The sequence below is a fragment of the Salinibacterium sp. TMP30 genome (genome assembly GCF_038397785.1).
Lineage (GTDB): Bacteria > Actinomycetota > Actinomycetes > Actinomycetales > Microbacteriaceae > Rhodoglobus.
Genome location: NZ_CP151642.1, coordinates 2,535,678 through 2,555,232, shown reverse-complemented (window position 1 = coordinate 2,555,232; position 19,555 = coordinate 2,535,678). Strand labels below are relative to the sequence as shown.

The window sequence follows — 19,555 nt, the reverse complement described above, 5'->3', positions numbered from 1 at the left end:
GTGACGCGCTCACCCGAAGAGCAATTTTTCAGCAGTGTGGTGACCCACAAAGTTGAAGGGATTTATCCGGGGGAGTGGAAAGTGCGAGACGGTCGTATCGCGGCAGAGCGCTCCCAGCGGGGACCTCGAAATGCTGTGATAAGTGGTATCGCGAGTATCGTCACCTTCGGGTTACTGGTCGCCGGGCTCACCGTGATTCCCGCAGCACCAGCGGAAGCGGCAATTGTTCAGTGGGGTACCAACAGCGGCACTGCTCCCAACTATCAGACCACCGTCAATGGTGACTTCGTCATGGCGGGCAACGGTGTTCTTGAGTGCCTCGGTGCGTTTCAGTCGGGCACTGGATCGTGTGCAGACCTTCATTCGGCTTCGTCGTCAAACGGCAACAACGTCAACGACAACTTCTACCTGCAGAACTCGAACACCGTCGGCGGTTTCACTACTAACTCAAGTTCAGCCAACATAACGATCCCTTCCGGCTCGACCGTAACGAAAGCCTTCCTCAGTTGGAGTGCAAATACGGGTGCGTTCACCGGCCAATCGGCTGCGTATTGCGCCTCACCCGGTGGCAACCGAGGAACCGCCACTATGCCTCCGGGGTCGGCGACGGGTTATCGAACTCAGGCGGTACAACTGAAAGTCGGTTCATCCCCGGTCTCTTCCTTCGCTCCTGCAAGCATCCTCGAAGACCCCGCGGGGACATCTACGAGCCTCTATTACAGTGCAGGTTCGGACGTAACATCGGCGTTCTCCGGGGCTACGGCAGGTTCACCCCTTACGGTTTCTGCGGGAAACATTTGGACACCGCAGGGAGCGGGCTGCTTCGCAGGCTGGTCGTTGACGGTGATCTACGATTTTGGGAAGTTCATTCCGTCCAACTCCGATTCGTACCCAAAGCGGATTATCTTCTATGAGGGTCATGTCAGAGAAGGCGCGAGCGACGCTCCCCTAACGGTCGCGTTTACGGGCTTTAAGTCGGTAAGTTCCGGCGCACGCGCGGGCTACACACTCTTTGAGGGCGACCGCAATATTGCGGGTGACATCGCGGAGTACTCCCGCGGCGGCGGCGGCTACTCCCAACTACGCAATAGCGCGAACTCCTTCAGTAACATCGGAATCGGTCGGGGCGAGGGCTCTATTCGCTACACGAACACCTCAGATTTCTCGACCTTTACCAATCAAAGCGTTGATGTCGCAACCACCGAGCTGCCCAACGTTCAGCAAGGTGATACCTCCGTCAACATGCGGATGAGCACGAGCGGCGATTCGTATCTACTGCGCAATGTGATCCTTTCGGTTCCCAGTGCCGGAATCAACGTGCAAAAAACTTTCGATGGCGCCCTTGACGTTCAATCGCGCACCGCGGCCGAAGCCGGTACTTTCACGATCAAAGTTACCAACTCTGGCGTGGGAACACTTCAAAACATCGTGGTAACTGACGATCAAACCAACTGTGCGCGCACGCTCTCCGGAGTCACTCTGGCACCTCTTGAGTCGTACACCTATACGTGCGTGGCCAATGGACTGACTACCGCGTCATACGACACCACGGCTGATGCAACCGCGTCGACCGTGGTGGGCGCCAATTCGGCGAACGGCAGCGACTCAACCCGAGTGCTGCTGTCTTCCGTTGAACTCACAAAAACCAGCGCACTGGCTGGTGGTGCCACTGGTCGTGGGGGCGACACGCTCAACTACACTTTTACGGTTCGCAACAACGGCGACTCACCCCTAACCGCGGTGGCTGTTACGGACCCACTGCCCGGACTCTCGGCGATCACCTATACGTGGCCGACAGGGACGGCGGGGGCACTCGCGCCCGGAGCAACCGCGACCGGGCGCGCTACCTACACGCTGACGCAGGCGGATGTGGACGCGGGGTCAATTGCAAATATCGCGACGGCGACAGGCACCGACGCGGATGGTGGCGTAAAGCCGCGCTCCACTTCGAGCCGCACGACACCGATTCCGGTCAGCGCAGCGTTCGAAACCACCAAAACGGCCACCTATGCGGGTGCGGGCGTTGGCAATGTTGGCGACACCGTCAACTACACCTTCGCGGTCAAGAACTCCGGAAACGTTACTCTGACATCCGTCGCGATTACCGATCCGCTCCCGGGCCTTTCGGTGCTCGCCGTCACTTGGCCGGGAACGCCGGGAACCCTCACGCCAGGTCAGACGGCGATGGCGACGGCGACGTATACCGTTACTCAGGCAAATGTGGACGCAGGAAACATCGTCAACCAAGCCTCGGTTTCAGGGCGCACCCCCAAGAATGTTGCGGTGACGGGCGTCAGCAACGCAGCAACCCTCGCGACCACGCCTGCGGCCCCGGCTATCACCACCACGAAGTCTGGAACGGTCCCCGCTCCGAAGGGAGTTGGCGATACGGTCACCTATGCACTCAGCGCCAAGAACACCGGAAACGTCACTCTCGCTGGCGTCTCGATTTCTGATCCGCTCCCCGGCCTCTCTGCGCTGAACTACACATGGCCGTCAACCGCAGGCGTTCTGGCGCCTGGACAGACGGTGACCGCGACCGCGACGTACACAGTCACTCAGGCAGATGTTGATTTAAGCCGCGTGCGTAACACCGCATCCAGCTCAGGAACTTCCCCCAAGGGAATCATTGTTACGGCAGCTTCTCCTCGCGTAGACGTTCCCCTTCAGCCGCGAACGCCCGCGGTCTCTCTGACGAAGTCCGGTGCACTCGCTGGAGGTTCTGCTGCTGGCGACACGATCAACTATTCGTTCGTTCTCAGCAACTCCGGAAACGTCACTCTCACGAACGCGGGGATCACTGACCCCCTCCCTGGCCTATCGGTAATCTCGTACGGCGCGTGGCCAAACGGCAGTACTGGTTTGCTCAACCCTGGTCAATCGGTGAGCGCGACTGCCACATACACCGTGAAGCAGTCCGATGTGGATGCGGGAGCAGTGGTCAACAGCGCGACCGCGAAAGCCACGCCGCCGTCAGGCGCCGATGTCACCCGGACCACTCCAGCGACCGTTCCGATCACTGCTGACGCGAAATTAGTAGTCACAAAATCGGGCGCCATCACCACGGGCAGCGGAGCCGTGGGAAGCACCGTAACCTATACCTTCAGCGTCAAGAACAACGGAAATGTCACCCTCAGTCAGGTCGCGCTGGCCGACCCATTGTCCGGGATCAGCCCGATCTCAGTGACCTGGCCCGGAGCATCCGGAGTTCTGGCTCCAAGCCAGACCGCGTCAGCAACGGCGACGTACACGATTAAGCAGTCAGATGTCGATGCTGGCTCCGTAAAGAACACGGCCAGCGCGACTGCAAGAACACCAACCGGCGGCACAATAACGCAGCTTTCTCCCCAGGTTGTGGTGCCGACCATCACGGCCGTTCGTGGTGTCGAGACGACCAAGTCAGCGACGATTGCGGGTTCTGGCACCGGAGCTGTCGGCGATGTCATCAACTACTCGTTCCGTGCGCAAAACACCGGAAACGTGAGCCTAAGTGGGGTTACCATAACCGATCCGCTTACTGGACTTTCGGCTCTCGTGTACACATGGCCCGGCGCGACCGGCGTTCTCTCTCCCGGACAATCGGTCACAGCGCAAGCGACATACACGATCAAGCAATCTGATGTGGATGCTGGCACGGTCAATAACATCGCGACTGGTTCAGGAAAGCACGCCGGTATCACCGCAACCGACCCCTCCGATCAGGTCACCGTGCCGACCGTCGCCGCTAGCCCGGGAATCACCACCCTCAAGTCTGGTGCTCTTGCTGCTGGCGCAACCGGCCGTGCGGGCGACACCGTCAACTTCTCGGTGAAGCTCACGAACTCCGGAAACGTCACCCTGACCTCCGTAGCCGCGACTGACTCTCTGTCCGATCTTTCAGCGCTTGCTTACGGAACGTGGCCGTCTGGGGTAGCCGGCACGCTGAAACCTGGTGAATCGGTTACCGCTGCCGCTAGCTACGTGCTCAAGCAGTCCGACGTGGATGCCGGGTCAGTCTCCAACACCGCCACGGGCGCGGGCACCCCACCCGTCGGACCCGCAGTGACGAGCACGAGTCCCGCAACAGTGCCCATCACTTCCGGCCCCGCGCTGACAGTGTCAAAGTCGGGAGCGGTTACCACAGGAAATGGCTCAGTCGGCGACACAATCACCTTCACTTTCATCGTCCGTAACACGGGAAATGTCACCGTCTCAGGCGTCGCAATTGCCGATTCTCTTGTCGACCTTTCGGCAGTGAACTTTGGTGCCTGGCCGAGCGGCACCTCGGGCCAGCTCGCACCCAACACTCAGGTCTCCGCGACAGCCACCTACGCGATCAAGCAGGCTGACGTTAACGCTGGCTCCGTGAAGAACACGGCTACGGCATCCGGAACCACGCCCGCTGCCGGTTCCGTCTCGGCAACGTCGCCCCAGGCAGTCGTGCCGACAGTGGCATCGTCTCCCGCGATTGCCACCACCAAGTCCGCGAGCGTCAGCGGAACGGGCGCAGTCGGCGACACCATCACCTATACCTTCACGGCGAGAAACACCGGAAACGTCACGCTCACCGGCGTGGCGATCACCGATCCCCTGGCGGGGCTCTCACCGTTGGCTTATGGAGTCTGGCCGAATGCTCCATCCGGCACCCTCCAGCCCAACTCGCAGATCGCCGCAACCTCGACCTACGTGATAAAGCAGTCTGATGTCGATGCCGGCTCGGTAAAAAACACCGCAACCTCGACGGGCTCTTTCGGTGCCACAACGGTGAATAACCCGTCGCCGCAGGTAACGACACCGACGGTCGCCGCCACACGCACGATCTCGCTTACGAAATCTGGTGCTCTGGCTGCGGGAGCCACCGGCGTTGCCGGTGACGTGGTCACCTATAACTTCGTTGTTCGAAACACCGGCAACGTGACGTTGACGGGTGTGACGCTGACCGACCCGCTCCCCGGACTTTCGACTGTCGCCTTTGGTGCTTGGCCAGGTGCCGCCGGCACGTTGGCGCCGAACACACAGGTAGCGGCAAGCGCGACATACACCCTGAAGCAGTCGGATGTCGACGCCGGTTCAGTTGCCAACAGCGCGACAACTCGCGGTACTCCGCCAACCGGTGCGGCAGTTGTCGCTACCGCTCCCGCGACCGTGGTCGTCGCCCCTAATGGTGCAATCGCGGTGACCAAGACGGGTGCGGTCACCTCGGGCAGCGGCGGAGTTGGCAGCACGATTACGTTTGCGTTCGCAATCACCAACCCGGGAAACGTGACCCTCACCGGTGTCGCGCTCGCTGATTCCCTCGCCGGTCTTTCGGCCCCCGTTTTTACCTGGCCCACTGGCACCGCTGGCCGAATCGCACCGGGTCAGGCGGCGACAGCATCGGCAACGTATACGGTGAAGCAGGCCGATGTTGACTCCGGCAGCGTTTCGAACACGGCAACGGTGTCAGGAAGGTCACCGGCGAACGCAACGGTGACGTCGATTCCGTCTGCTGCGGTTGTTCCGACCGCACCGGCTGCCCCTCAGCTGACAACCACGAAGTCAGCAAATGTTACTTCTGGTGCCAAGGTTGGCGACACGGTCACCTACTCGATCACGATCTCAAACTCTGGCAATCAAACCCTCACGGGCGTCAGCCTGACGGACTCGCTTATTGGACTGTCGACTCCGGCTGTGACGTGGCCCGGTGTAGCAGGTCGTTTGGCTCCGGGGCAATCTGCCACCGCGCTTGCCAACTACACCATCAAACAGGCGGATGTTGATGCTGGTTCGATCACCAACCGTGCCACCTCGGATGGACTAGCTCCCGGATCGGTCGCGGTCAGCGATGATTCCATCGACGTAGTGACGACTACGGTGGTTGCGGCTCCCGCGCTTTCGCTCGCGAAAACGGGTGCGCTGCCCTCAGGGTCAAACGCGCGCGCGGATGAAGTCGTCACCTACAGCTTTGTGCTGCGCAATACGGGCAACGTCACGGTTTCAGGCGCGGCGATAACTGATCCGCTGTCCGGCCTTTCCGCTATCAGCTTTGGCACGTGGCCCGGTGGCGCCGCCGGAACGCTCGCTCCGGGCGCGCAGGTGACCGCAACTGCGACGTACACGGTGAAGCAGCAGGATGTCGACTCCGGGTCGATCATGAATACCGCGAGCGCAACCGGAACCGGCGCGAACGGGACCGGCGTTTCAGCGACTGACGCCGCCACCGTCCCTCTGGTGACGAGCGCAAAGCTCACCGTGACAAAGTCCGGCGCAGTCACGGCAGGCACTGGGCGCGTTGGTGACACGATCACTTTCTCGTTCGTCGTGCGCAACACGGGAAACGTGACGTTGACGTCCACAGCAATCTCCGACTCTTTGGCCGATCTCTCCGCGGTCACTTTCGGTGCTTGGCCGGGTGGAGTCGCGGGAACCCTTGCCCCGAACGCCCAAGTGACGGCCACGGCGACATACACGATTAAGCAGTCAGATGTGAACGTGGGCTCAGTGAGCAACACCGCCACAGCATCCGGAACCCCGCCCTCAGGGCCGGTGGCAACCGCAACGTCGACGCCGGCGGTAGTGCCGACGGTAGGTGCGGCACCGTCTTTGGAGACGCTCAAGAGCGCTACCGTTTCGGGAACGGGAAGAGTCGGCGACACCATCACTTACACGCTCACCGCGCGCAACACCGGTAACGTCACGCTGACGGCAGTCACCCTCACCGACCCGCTTCCTGGGCTCTCACCACCGAGCCTGACATGGTCAGGCGGTGTCTCGGGCCAACTGAACCCCGGCGGAACAGTGACCGGAACCGCCACGTACACAATTACCCAGGCGGATGTCGATGCCGGTTCGGTGAAGAACATTGCGACCGCGTCTGGCACGCCACCCACGGGTGCCGTCGTCACGGCTCCATCCTCGCAACTCGTCACCCCGACAGCAGCGGCCACACCAAGCATTGGCGTCACGAAGTCGGGCGCTCTCGCCGGTGGTGCACAGGGCGTCGCGGGTGACATTGTCACGTGGAGCATCACCCTCAGTAACTCCGGAAACGTTACGCTCACCTCGGTTAATGTCTCCGACTCGCTCCCGGGTATTTCCGCTGTCACCTATGGAACGTGGCCGTCGAGTGCTGGCACCCTTGCTCCCGGCCAGAGCGTTACCGCCACAGCAACGTCCACGCTGACGCAGACAGATGTTGATTCCGGCGCGGTTTCGAACACGGCCACTGCCCGGGGTACACCTTCTCGGGGCTCGCCGGCATCCGCGACGGCGCCGGCAACGCTGACACTCGCTTCGAACGCGAGCGTGACTCTCGACAAGACTGCAGCCATAGTTTCACCGGGAACCGGTGTGGTCGGCGACACCGTCCGCTACACCTTCACTGCCCAGAACACGGGAAACGTCACTCTGACGGGTGTGACGATCGTCGACACGCACGTGGGGCTCAGTGCTCTCACTTACGCGGGCTGGCCGAGCGGGACTGCCGGCCGCCTCGCACCAGGGCAAAGCATCACTGCGACCGCTGACTACGTCATCCTCCAGTCTGACCAAAACGCAGGCACCGTCACCAACACGGCCTCGGTATCGGGCAAGCCGCCGGTCGGCGCCAACGCGACTGCGTCGTCTCCGACGGTCTCGGTGAATACCGCGACTCGGGCGCCGGGTATTATCACTACGAAGTCGGCGAGCGTTGCCGGCACCGGTGCCGTTGGCGACATCATCACCTATTCGATAACCGTGGCCAATATCGGCAACGTGACTCTGACTTCAGTTTCGGCTAGTGATCCGCTTGTGGGTCTCAGTTCGCTCACCTACGGCGCCTGGCCCGGTGGGGTTACGGGAACGCTGCCACCGTCGACGCAGGTTGTCGCAACGGCGAGATACACCATTAAGCAGGCGGATGTCGACGCAGGTTTCGTCAACAACACAGCTACGGCCCAAGGAACGGCGCCGGCGGCGGGCGTAATCGCTGACGCCTCGGACCCGATTCAGACTCCCACCGTCGCCACTAATTCGACGCTTACCTTCTCAAAGGCTGGGGCTCTCCAGCCCGGTTCGCTCGGAGTCGCTGGCGACACCATCACCTATACCTTTACCGCGAGAAATGCTGGCAATGTGACGCTGACGAGCGTGGGTGTCACCGACACGCTGCCCGATCTCGGAACCATTACCTACACCTGGCCGGGAGTTGCAGGAACGCTCACCCCGGGACAGACCGTTACGGCGACCGCCAACTACGTTGTGAAACAGGCGGATGTTGATGCTGGGTCCGTCGTGAATGCGGCGACTGCTCAAGCCAGCCCGCCGTCGGGCGCTGCTTTTGCGAAGAATGATTCGTCGACCGTGTCGATCGCCGCTGCCCCACGGATTAACGTGGAAAAGACGGCAGCCGTCGGCGGTAGCGGGCTTGAAGGCGATGTCATCACGTTCACAATGACGATCCGCAATACCGGAAATCAAACACTCACCGCAGTGACGCTGATCGACAGCCTCGCCGATCTCAGCGTGCCCAACATTTCGTGGCCAGGCGCAGACAATGTTCTCGCGCCAGGTCAGACCGCGATTGCCACCGCGACGTATGAGATTCAACTGGCAGATATTAACGTCGGAAGCGTCACCAACGAGGCGTTCGTTTCCGCGCAACCTCCGGGCGGAGCAGCATCAGTATCTGGCGAGTCTGGCGAAGTTGTCGTTGCTACCGGTGCGCAGCGGCCCGAACTGAGAACTACTAAAACTGCGAGTGTTATTCCGAGTCCTGCAGCGGTCGGCACAACAATCACCTACTCGTTCATCGTTGAGAACACGGGCAATGTCACTCTGGAGAATATTGTTCTCGATGACCCGCTTTTAGGTGCTTCGACCCCCGTGCTGTCAACAACAGTCCTTGACCCGGGTGAGATCGCGACTGCCACGGCAGATTACGTAATCACCCAGATCGATGTCGATGCGGGTTCTGTGCTCAATACCGCGAAATCGCAGGGGGCAACGCTGTCGGCGGTTCCCGTCGAGAGTGCCCTTGTGTCGGTAACGACCGCTACCGACATTGCTCGACCGGGAATCACGGTGACGAAGAGCGGAACGTCAGCGAGCCACGCCGGAGACACCGTTGACTGGACGTTCACGGTCACCAACACGGGAAACGTTACCGTCAGTGGCGTCGCGCTCGTTGACGCGCTCGCGGGAGTCGTTCCCGCATTCGACCCATGGCCGAGCGGTATAGCGGGGCAGTTGAACCCCGGTGAGTCCGTGATCGCGCGGGCCAGCTCTGTCGTTACCCAGGCGGATGTTGACGCCGGTGCGGTCATTAACTCTGTTGACGCATCCGGCACTCCATCGCGGGGCGCTGTAGCCCGCGCGACGACATCGGCGACGGTTCCGCTCGTGGCGGCTCCCGCCATCAGTATTACGAAGGCAGAGAATGCGGTGCCGACTGGCCGTGCTGTTGGCGACACTGTTGGCTTCACTTTTACTGTGACGAACAGCGGAAATGTCACGCTCAGCGACGTGAGTATTGATGACCCGTTGGCCGGGGTCTCGGCGATCAGCTATGACGACTGGGCTGGCAACGCCGCCGGAACATTAGGCCCGAACGATGTGCTTACTGCGACCGCGAGCTACGTTCTCACGCAGGAAGATGTTAACCGGGGGTATGTAGACAATGCCTCATCAGTGGCCGCGTCGACTCCGCGCGGTGCTTTGCTCGATCAGGATTCTGCGACGGTCCGGGTGACTACCGCGGCCGCGAACCCGGTGCTCACGACCACTAAAGCGGCGATTCTCTCCGGCAGTGGCAACGTCGGTGACACGGTGAACTACACGATCACCGTCACTAATGATGGAAACGTCACGGTGAAGAATGTCGCGATCGCTGACACTTTGGCGGGGCTCAGCGCAATCGCGTACGGGTCTTGGCCGTCGCCCGACCGCGCGCTGGCTCCCGGAGAGTTCATTGCCGCCACGGCAAGTTACACCATCACTCAAGCCGATGTTGATTTCGGCTCTGTGAGCAACACGGCAACCGGTTTCGGCGAGTCCGCCGGAGACGACTCCACCGTCAGCGATGATTCACCTTCCGCGGTTACGTCATTGGTCGCACAGAGTGCCAGCATTGTGGTTACCAAATCTGGCGAGCTTGCGCCGGGTGCTACGGGGCGTGCTGGCGACGATATTGTGTACTCGTTCACCGTGACAAACACCGGGAATGTTTCGCTCATGGCAGTAGAGCTCACCGACTCTCTGCCGGGGATCACCTCACTCGCCTACACCTGGGCTCCCGGCTCGGTCGCGGGCGAGCTAGCTCCCGGTGCAGTCGTCACCGCGCAAGCGAGTTACACACTCACGCAGACCGATGTGGATTCGGGCGCCGTGATGAATACCGTTACGGGAACAGCGCAGCCCCCCGGTGGTGCTGCAGAGATTGATGGCACGGCCGTCTCGACTGTTGTTGTTGAACCTCTTGCGAGCCTGAGTGCGGTTAAGACGGGAACGTTGCGCCCCGGTGCCATCGGGGCGGTTGGCGACATCATCGACTATGCCGTGACGGTCACGAACACCGGAAACGTCACGGTTCACAATGGCCAGCTCCTTGACCCACTGCCCGGTATTAGCGATCCCGTCATTGACTGGCCGACTCCTGCACAACCCGGACTTCTGAAAGTCGGCGAGTCTGTTACGGGAACGGCGGACTACGCGCTCACTCAGGCCGATATCGATCTGGGATACATCGAAAACACGGCAGAGGTTGGCGCGCTGACGCCCAATAACCAACCCGTAACCGCACCCACCAACACGGTAGTAATTTCGACGGTACGGCCCGCCCCACTGCTCGGCGTCAACAAATCGGCCAGCGTTGATGCTGCGGGCAACGGTGTCGGAGAACGTGGTGAAGAAATCGTTTACACGTTCGTCATTACGAACCTGGGAAATGTCACGATCTCCGATATCGTGCTCAGTGACCCACTGCCGGGACTGAGCACACCCATCGTTGATTGGGATGTTGCGAACACGACGCGGTCGCTCGCTCCGGGTGAAAGCGTTACCGCGACCGCGTCGTACACGATTTCGCAGGACGACGTGAACGCGGGTCAGGTGGCAAACACGGCTTCTGCGAGCGGAACCGGCGCTCAGGGTGCTGCCGTCACGGGAAACTCTCCGAAGGTCATCACAAAAACCGTTGACCCAACGTCGTCCGTGGCTGTCACCAAGAGTGGTTCACTGGCGACGGGGGCGACCGGGGTTGCTGGCGATACCGTCGAGTACAGCTTCACGGTCACGAATGATGGCAACGTCTCACTGACATCCGTGGACCTCATTGATCAACTACCGGGGCTCACCGCGGTCACCTTCGGCACCTGGCCGAGTGGCACGCCCGGTCTCCTCAATCCGACCGATGTGGTGACAGCGACTGCGACGTACGCCCTCGCTCAGAGTGACATTGACGCTGGATCGCTCGTCAACACCGTCAATGCTTCGGCGCTTCCGCCCACGGGTTCGGCGGTACTCGAGCCAGCTTCGGCGACCCTTGCACTAACCCCGGCCCCGGATCTGACCGTGGTGAAGACTGGCAAGCTGGGTGGCCAGCCGGGCGAGGCCGGCGATGTGATCGACTACACGTTCAGCATCACTAACTCCGGCAACGTCACGTTCACCGGTGTGGTCTTGCTCGATTCGCTCCCGGGCGTAAGCGCTCCAGCGATCGTGTGGCCCGGTGTCGATCGGGTGCTTGCCCCTGGCGAAAGTGCGAGTGCCACAGCTACCTACACGGTCACGCAAGCCGATGTGGACGCCGGTGAAGTCAGCAACACTGCTGAGGCAATTGGTGTGACGCCCGCGGGAACCGAATACTTTGAGTACTCTGCTGCAGCGGTGACCCCCACCGAAACACGCGAATCATCGATCACGATCGACAAAGCAGGCACTACTCCGGATGGCGCCCGCTTGGGTGATCTCGTGAGCTACGTCTTCACCGTGCGCAACGCGGGCAACACGACCGTTACCGGTGTGACGATCGCCGACCCGCTCGTTGGACTTTCCACTCTGGCTTACTCGTGGCCTGGCGCCTCCGGGGAGCTTGCTCCCAACGGGGTTGCGACGGCGACCGCTACCTATGAGCTAACACAGGATGATGTTGACCTTGGGTATGTGCGCAACAGCGCGGACGTTGTGGCGACGTCACCAACGGGCGCGGTGAGCGCTTCGGTCGGTCCGATCGATGTTGCAACAGAAGCTGCGAGTGGTTCCGTCACTGTGACAAAGAACGGCGAGCTTGCGCCGGGAGCTGCTGGATTCGAAGGCGACACGGTCAACTACTCCTTCACCGTGCGCAATAGCGGAAACGTAACGCTCAGCGATGTCACTCTCACAGATCCGCTGCTTAACTTAAGCGCACTCACCTACACCTGGCCCACGGCGACAGATGGCGAACTTGCGCCTGGCCAAAGCGCCACCGCGGTTGCCTCGTACGTGCTCACCCAAGCGGACGTTGACGCTGGTGGCGTCGACAACACCGTCACTGCGGATGCCAACATGCCCGCGGGGGGCACCGTTCGCGACACCGCGAGCGAGACGGTAATCGTCGCCGCCGCTCCGGTGCTCTCCCCGGTGAAGTCAGGCATCAACCTTGATGGTGGTGTTGGCGAAGTCGGCGACACCATCCAATACACGTTGACTGTGACAAACAACGGAAACGTCACCCTTTATGACGGCCGCTTGCTCGACCCTCTGCCTGGTCTCTCCGTACCCGTCATCACGTGGCCAGACCCGGCAAAGCCCGGTGAGGTGCCCGTAGGTGAAGCGGTCGTAGGCGTTGCGACGTATCAGCTGACTCAAGAAGATGTTGATCGCGGCTTCATCTCGAATATCGCTGATATGTCTGCAGAAACTCCGGACCGGGTGTTGGTGGTTGAGACCTCGAACGAAGTCATCGTCCCGACTGTTTTGGCGGCACCGAGTATCACGGTTACCAAGGTGGGCACTCCTCGCGCATCTGCAGAGGTTGGCGACACGATTGATTATGAGTTCCAGATTCTCAACTCGGGCAACGTCACGCTAGATACGGTGACGCTCAGCGACCCGCTTCCTGACCTGTCAGGGCTGGCCATCGTGTGGCCGACGCCCGCGAGCCCGAATGTGCTCGCACCCGGCGAAGTTGCGACGGCGAGCGCCACCTACGTCGTCACTCAGGCCGACGTGGATGCCGGTTCGATCATCAATATCGCCAGTGCGGAAGGTTCCGACCCCGACGACACCGCGGTTACTGATGATTCTGAGCCCAATACGGTGCCGACGGAGTCGATTCGTGCGACGGTCGAGCTGACTAAGAGCGGTGTACTCGCCGACCCGGCACGTGCTGACGAGGGCGACATTGTGAACTGGTCGTACGAATTGGCCAACACGAGCAATGTGACTCTCACCGCAGTTGAGATAGTGGATGCCCTTCCCGCGATCTCGGGAATCACCTACGGGTGGCCCGGTGCGCCCGGTATTCTCGAGCCGGGCCAGTCGGTCACTGCCACAGCAACGTCAGTTCTGACTCAGCCTCGGATCGACTCGGGTTCGGTAGCGAGCGAAGCGACCGGGTCGGGCACGCCACCGCGCGGTGGCGACGTGAGCGACACGGCATCCGCCGCAGTCGTACTTGCTCAGCAACCGGCGATGGCAGTGACGAAGTCTGGAGCCCTCAACGGGGTGGGTAACACCGGTGACACGATCGACTACAGCTTTGGTATCACCAACACTGGAAACGTCACGCTCACGCTCATCGATTTGGTTGACGCGTTTGCGGGGGTGAGCGCGCCCGCCTTCAGCTGGCCGGGAACGCCCGGAACCTTGCAACCTGGTCAGACAGTGACGGCGACGGCGGACTACACAATTACTCAGACGGACGTCGACCGAGGATCGGTGTCGAACATCGCAACCGCCAGCGGAAAGCCACCGCTGAGCGACACCATCTCGGTGAGCACCGCAGTGACAGAAACGGCGGTGGCATCGGCGAATCCAGCTCTCCTGTTGACTAAATCATCGACTACGGGCGCGAGCGCTAGCGTTGGCGACATCGTCACCTACAGTTTCGAGTTGCTCAACGATGGCAACGTCACGATCGACCAGATTAGCTTTGCCGATCCGCTGGTTGGGCTGAGTGCACTCGTTGTCGACTGGCCGGGCGCTAACGGTGTGTTGGCGGCGGGTGAGACGGCCACGGCAACCGCTACCTACGCCATCACTCAGGCTGACGTAGACCTTGGCCGAGTAGATAATGCCGCGACAGCGAACGGCACCTCTCCCGCGGATGCCGCTGTCGTCAGCAATACGGCGACGGAGTCCACCCTGACTGATACGGCAGAACCATCAATAGTTGTCGCCAAATCGGGTGCGATCGAGCCGGGCGCCACAGGCTTCGCTGGCGACACCATCAACTTCAATTTCACGCTGAGCAACAGCGGAAATCAGACGCTGACCGACGTCGAGTTGGTCGACGGGCTCGCCGGCGTTTCCGCGCTCACTTATTCATGGCCAACGGCAGCTGCGGGAACACTTGCCCCAGGAGAGATCGTCTCCGCGACCGCACGTTACGTGCTCACTCAGAACGACATCGATTCGGGCTCTGTTATAAACACGGTCCGCGGTGACGCAACGCCGTCCTCAGGTACCGAGATCAGCGAGCCCTCAGTCGCGACCGTTCCGATAATCGCTGCAGGCTCACTCGAAGCTCTCAAACTTGGCGAATTGCGCGCTGGCGGAATCGGTAAGGTGGGCGACTGGGTCGACTACCGTCTGGAAATTGCAAACACCGGCAACGTGACTCTGCATGATGGCGAGCTGCGCGACCCCCTGCCGGGGCTGAGCATTCCCGTCATCACGTGGCCAAATCCGACTCAGCCGGGAACCGTTCGCCCGGGCGAAACTGTTGTTGGCGAAGCATCCGTTCAGTTGACACAGGCGGATATCGACCTTGGCTATATTTCCAATATCGCGGATGTCGGTGCCACTGATCCTCAGGGCGTTGACGTTGCCGCTCGCTCTAACGAAGTTATTGTCGAAACCGTCCAGCCGCAGTCGAGTATGACCTTGGCGAAGTCGGGTCAGGTAACGGTGTCGGGCGAAGACGGCCTGGGCGGCACAGTGGGCTTCGAATTCTTGGTGCGCAACACCGGGAACGTCACTATCGGATCGATCTCGGTGACGGATCCGCTGCCAGGGATGACGACTCCCGTTGTCAACTGGCCGACCGCGACCGAAACTCTCGCACCGAACGAGACGGTAACTGCCACAGCAAGTTACGTCATCCGTCAGTCGGATGTCGACCGCGGTTTCGTCGAAAACACCGCTAACGCTTCATCGGTTCCGGTGCGCGGCGCGGCGATCTCGACGACGTCGAATATCGCGGTCGTGCCAACAGAAGAGCCCTCGGTGCTGGTCGACATCACCAACTCTGGTGCCGTGACCGATCCGGGCCCGGCTACCGCTGGCGACACTGTCACGTGGAACTACACATTCACCAATAGCGGCAACGTCACACTCAGTGGCGTCACGTTGAGCGACTTTATCGGTTCATTACCGGTCGCTGATTACACCTGGCCGGGGACGGTAGGCGAACTTGCGCCGGGGCAATCGGTTACTGCAGTTCGTGTGCAGGCTCTCACTCAGGCGGACATTGATTCGGGTGCGGTGCAGAGCATCGTCACGGGTGAAGGAACACCTACAGTCGGTGCAGCTGCTACCGCGAGCGCACCGGCAACGGTGACTCTCGCGGACGCGGGCTTGCTCGAAGTACGCAAGTCCAGTGAGCTAGCCGTGGCTGGCGAAAATGGTCCCGGTGACACCGTGAACTACACAATCGAAGTACAGAACATCGGAAACGTGACTCTGCGCTCGGTCACGATCAGCGACAGCATCCCCAATGTCTCTATCGATTCCATCGCGTGGCCCGCAGCGAGCGGTGTGCTTGCTCCGGGACAGACGGCAACAGCGAGTGCGACCTACGCTCTCGAGCAGGATGACGTGGATCGGGGCTATGTCGACAACACCGCTTCAGCCCGTGGCGAGACCCCGAACAGCTCCGCGGTGACCGCCAGCTCTACCGTCGACCGGCTGATGACCGAAGCGGCCAATCCCAGCATCACGGCGCAAAAGTCGGGAGTGCTCACGTCGGGCACTGGCGGCGTCGGTTCTGAGATCGTCTATAGCTTCATTGTGACGAACACCGGCAATGTGACGCTGCGCCTCGTTGAGGTGCTCGATCCCCTTATCGCAGTAGTGCCATCCGACCTCACGTTCCCCTCGGCAACCGGAATTCTCGGACCGGGACAGCAGGCGGTTGGCTCTGTCATTTACACACTCACTCAGGCCGATATTGACAACGGCAAGGTGATCAACACCGCGACTGCCGTCGGAACCGCTCCCAACGGTGTCGAGGTCACCGGCGTATCGAACACTGTCGAGAACCCCACAGAACCCGCAGCACCATCGATCCTGACGACGCAGAGTGCGGCGCTCGCGACCGCAGCGACCGGTCTCCTCGGTGACACCATCGACTACAATTTCACCCTCACAAACAACGGAAACGTCACTCTCACCGGTGTTGTGCTGTCCAACACGATTGCAGGGCTCACCGGCTTCACGTACACGTGGCCAGACGTCGCGAACCCCGGCACTCTGGCTCCTGGCGAAAGCCTCACAGTCACGGCGACCCGGACCGTCAGCCAGGCGGATGTCGACGCCGGCGAGGTCAGAAATGTTGCGACCGGTACCGGCAGTTCCCCCAGCGCAACCGCCGTCTCAGATGACTCGGCAGTCACCGTCGTGCCATTGATCGCGGCGGACTCCACACTGTCGATCACGAAGGCGGGCACCGTACGCGGCGGTGGCGCGGCAACGGTCGGTTCGTGGATCGACTACACCTTCACCGTGAATAACACGGGAGAGACGACCATCGGCGAGGTTACTATCGCCGACCCGAAGGTGGGAACCACGACGATCAGTTACGGAGCATGGCCGGCGGCGATCGGCGTTCTTGCGCCGGGCGAGCAAGTCGCGGCGACGGCGAGTTACCAGGTAACCCAGACAGAGTTTGATGCTGGTTCGGCGACGAATACGGCGGGCGTCACGGGGTTTGACCCGAGAGGCGATGCGATCGATGTGAGCTCGAACACGGTCGTGACTCCGACCGCACTCGGTAGTCCCGATATCGCGATTACTAAGACGCAGGTGCTGGCCTCCGGTGCCCCTAGCCGCGCGGGAGACACCGTCGAGTTTGCGTTCGAGGTGACGAACGAGGGAGACGTGACGCTCAGTGGCGTGACGATTGCCGATAACCAAACCAATCTCAGTACCATCACGATCACGATTATCTGGCCGGGTGCGGCTGGCGTACTCGCTCCTGGACAGTCTGCAACCGCGACCGCAACGTACGTGCTGACTCAGAACGATGTCGACTCCGGTTTCATCGGTTCGACGGCATCCGCTTCGGGCACGCCTGCAGTCGGGGCTGCCGTCGTCGACACTGCGTTGGGCTCCACCGCTATCGCTGAAGACCCTTCGATGACTATTGCGAAGACGAGCTCGCTGGCGACCTATGCCCAGCAGGGCGCAACCGTCAACTACCGCATTGAGGTTCGCAATACCGGAAACGTGACACTCACCGCAGTGTCGGTCAGCGATATGAAGCCGGGGCTGTCGGCACTCAGTTACACGTGGCCGGGTACGCCGGGGCAGCTGACGCCGGGGCAGTCCGTGGTGGCAACGGCAACCTACGTTATTACTCAGGCAGATGTGGATGTCGAAGAGACCACCAATGAGGCAACCGTAAACGCCGAAGCACCATCGGGCGCGATCGCGCCGGTCAGTGACACCAATGTGTTGGCTATCCCGAATGTGGCCAACATCGATCTCCGACTCTCTGCGGCCTTCGCTGCCGGGCAGAAGGGTTTCCCCGGCGATGTAGTTATCTTCACCTATGTCGCGACGAACACGGGCACGCTGCCTCTGACAAACGTCACCATGAGCGATCTGCGAAGTGGCTTGTCAGCGCTCCGCTATGGCGCCTGGCCGGGCGCGACGGGTGCGCTCGCACCTGGCGAATCGATCACCGCAACGGCGAACTATGTCATCCAGGAACGTGATGCCGGAACGATGCTGTACGAGACCGCAACCGTCACGAGCACAGAGCTCGACTCTGGCGATCCTGTATTCGCAACAGCACAAACAAGTTTGCAGCTACCTACCAAGGCACTCTCTTACACTGGATCAGATCCACGGGGAACGCTCGCAACCGGGCTGGGCACACTGCTCGCCGGCCTCGCCCTGATCCTGCTCGCACGCAGAAGACAACGACAGGAAAATTCATGAAGCTCCGCACACGACTGACCGCCACCGCCGTCCCTTTCGCGATCCTGGCCCTCACTCTTGCTGGCTGCACTAACAACGGCACTGAGCGGCAGCCTGATCCGGTCGAAAGTTCCGCTTCGGCAGAGCAGACGCCCGGCATCACAGACATCACGGATGCTCCCGGCACCGGTGAGAATCTGCAAGGTGCGCTCGCAGACTCCACAGTTGACGAGTGCAAGCGTGCCGGCGATGAGTGGACAGTCTCGGGCAGCGTCACCAACTCCACCGATGCCAACGTCACCTACCGCATCTACATCTCGCTGCTGAATGGTGCCAACGACACTCGTGCACTCACTCAAGTGGATGTCGAAGCAACCGAGCCTGGAGCAAGCGCCGACTGGAGCACCACAATCCCGGTCGCCGAAGACGGACTCAGCTGTGTGCTGCGCGTGGAACGGTACGAGGGCTAGGCGCTTCGTCAGCTAGCGGGCACGAGCGTTAGCGGGCACGAGCGCTAGGTGGTGCGAGTGCTCGGCCCACGACGAGTATCGTGGAACGGTGACTGAACCGAACCCCAGCGTCGAGCTGTCGACCAACGGGGTGGGGCCGTGGCAGGGCGAAATGCCCACCGATCCCCACTTTGATCCTGCGCTGCTCGAACGTGGCGATAGCCGCAACGTTATCGACCGGTATCGCTACTGGACGATGGAAGCCATCGTTGCCGATCTCGACGTGACGCGGCATCCATTCCATGTTGCTATTGAGAACTGGCAGCACGACATGAACATCGGCTCCATCGTGCGCAGCGCCAACGCGTTCGGTGCCGACACCGTGCACATCATTGGGCGTCGGCGGTGGAACAAACGCGGCGCCATGGTCACTGACCGCTACCAGCACGTGCTTCATCATCCGGATGTTGCGGCCTTCGTCGAGTGGACCGCCGCCAACGACCTGCCCATCATCGCAATCGACAATGTGCCCGGTAGTGTCATCATCGAGACCTTCGATATGCCCCAGCGGTGCGTGCTGCTGTTCGGTCAAGAGGGGCCCGGACTGTCGCCCGAAGCCATCGAAGCGGCGGCGGATGTTGTGGAAATCAGCCAGTTCGGTTCGACACGGTCGATCAATGCTTCAGCCGCGGCCGCCGTTGCGATGCACAACTGGATTACCCAGCACGTCCGCTTCTCGACATAGCCGCGGCGAGCGTTTCTGCTCTCACGGAGATCTTCTCGTAGACCGCGCCGGCCAACACTTCGCCGGGTAGGCCGTGCCG

Annotated in this window: 3 protein-coding genes; all 3 read left to right on the top strand. The window is 61.2% G+C overall.

What is annotated here, in order from left to right:
• The 3 genes from AADH44_RS12335 to AADH44_RS12325 all read left to right on the top strand — a co-directional run bounded on the left by AADH44_RS12335 (nt 1) and on the right by AADH44_RS12325 (nt 19,476).
• The gene (locus AADH44_RS12335; protein ID WP_341953160.1) at nt 1-18,303 is read left to right on the top strand and encodes an AraC family transcriptional regulator; all 18,303 of its coding nucleotides are present in this window, start codon (nt 1-3) and stop codon (nt 18,301-18,303) included.
• Nucleotides 18,300-18,752, top strand: coding sequence for a hypothetical protein (locus AADH44_RS12330; protein ID WP_341953159.1), 453 nt, complete (start codon nt 18,300-18,302; stop codon nt 18,750-18,752). Before AADH44_RS12335 ends, AADH44_RS12330 begins: the two co-directional genes overlap by 4 nt.
• A gap of 88 nt (nt 18,753-18,840) precedes the next feature.
• Nucleotides 18,841-19,476, top strand: a complete 636-nt coding sequence (locus tag AADH44_RS12325) for a TrmH family RNA methyltransferase (RefSeq protein ID WP_341953158.1) — start codon at nt 18,841-18,843, stop codon at nt 19,474-19,476.
• Nucleotides 19,477-19,555: the final 79 nt, after the last annotated feature.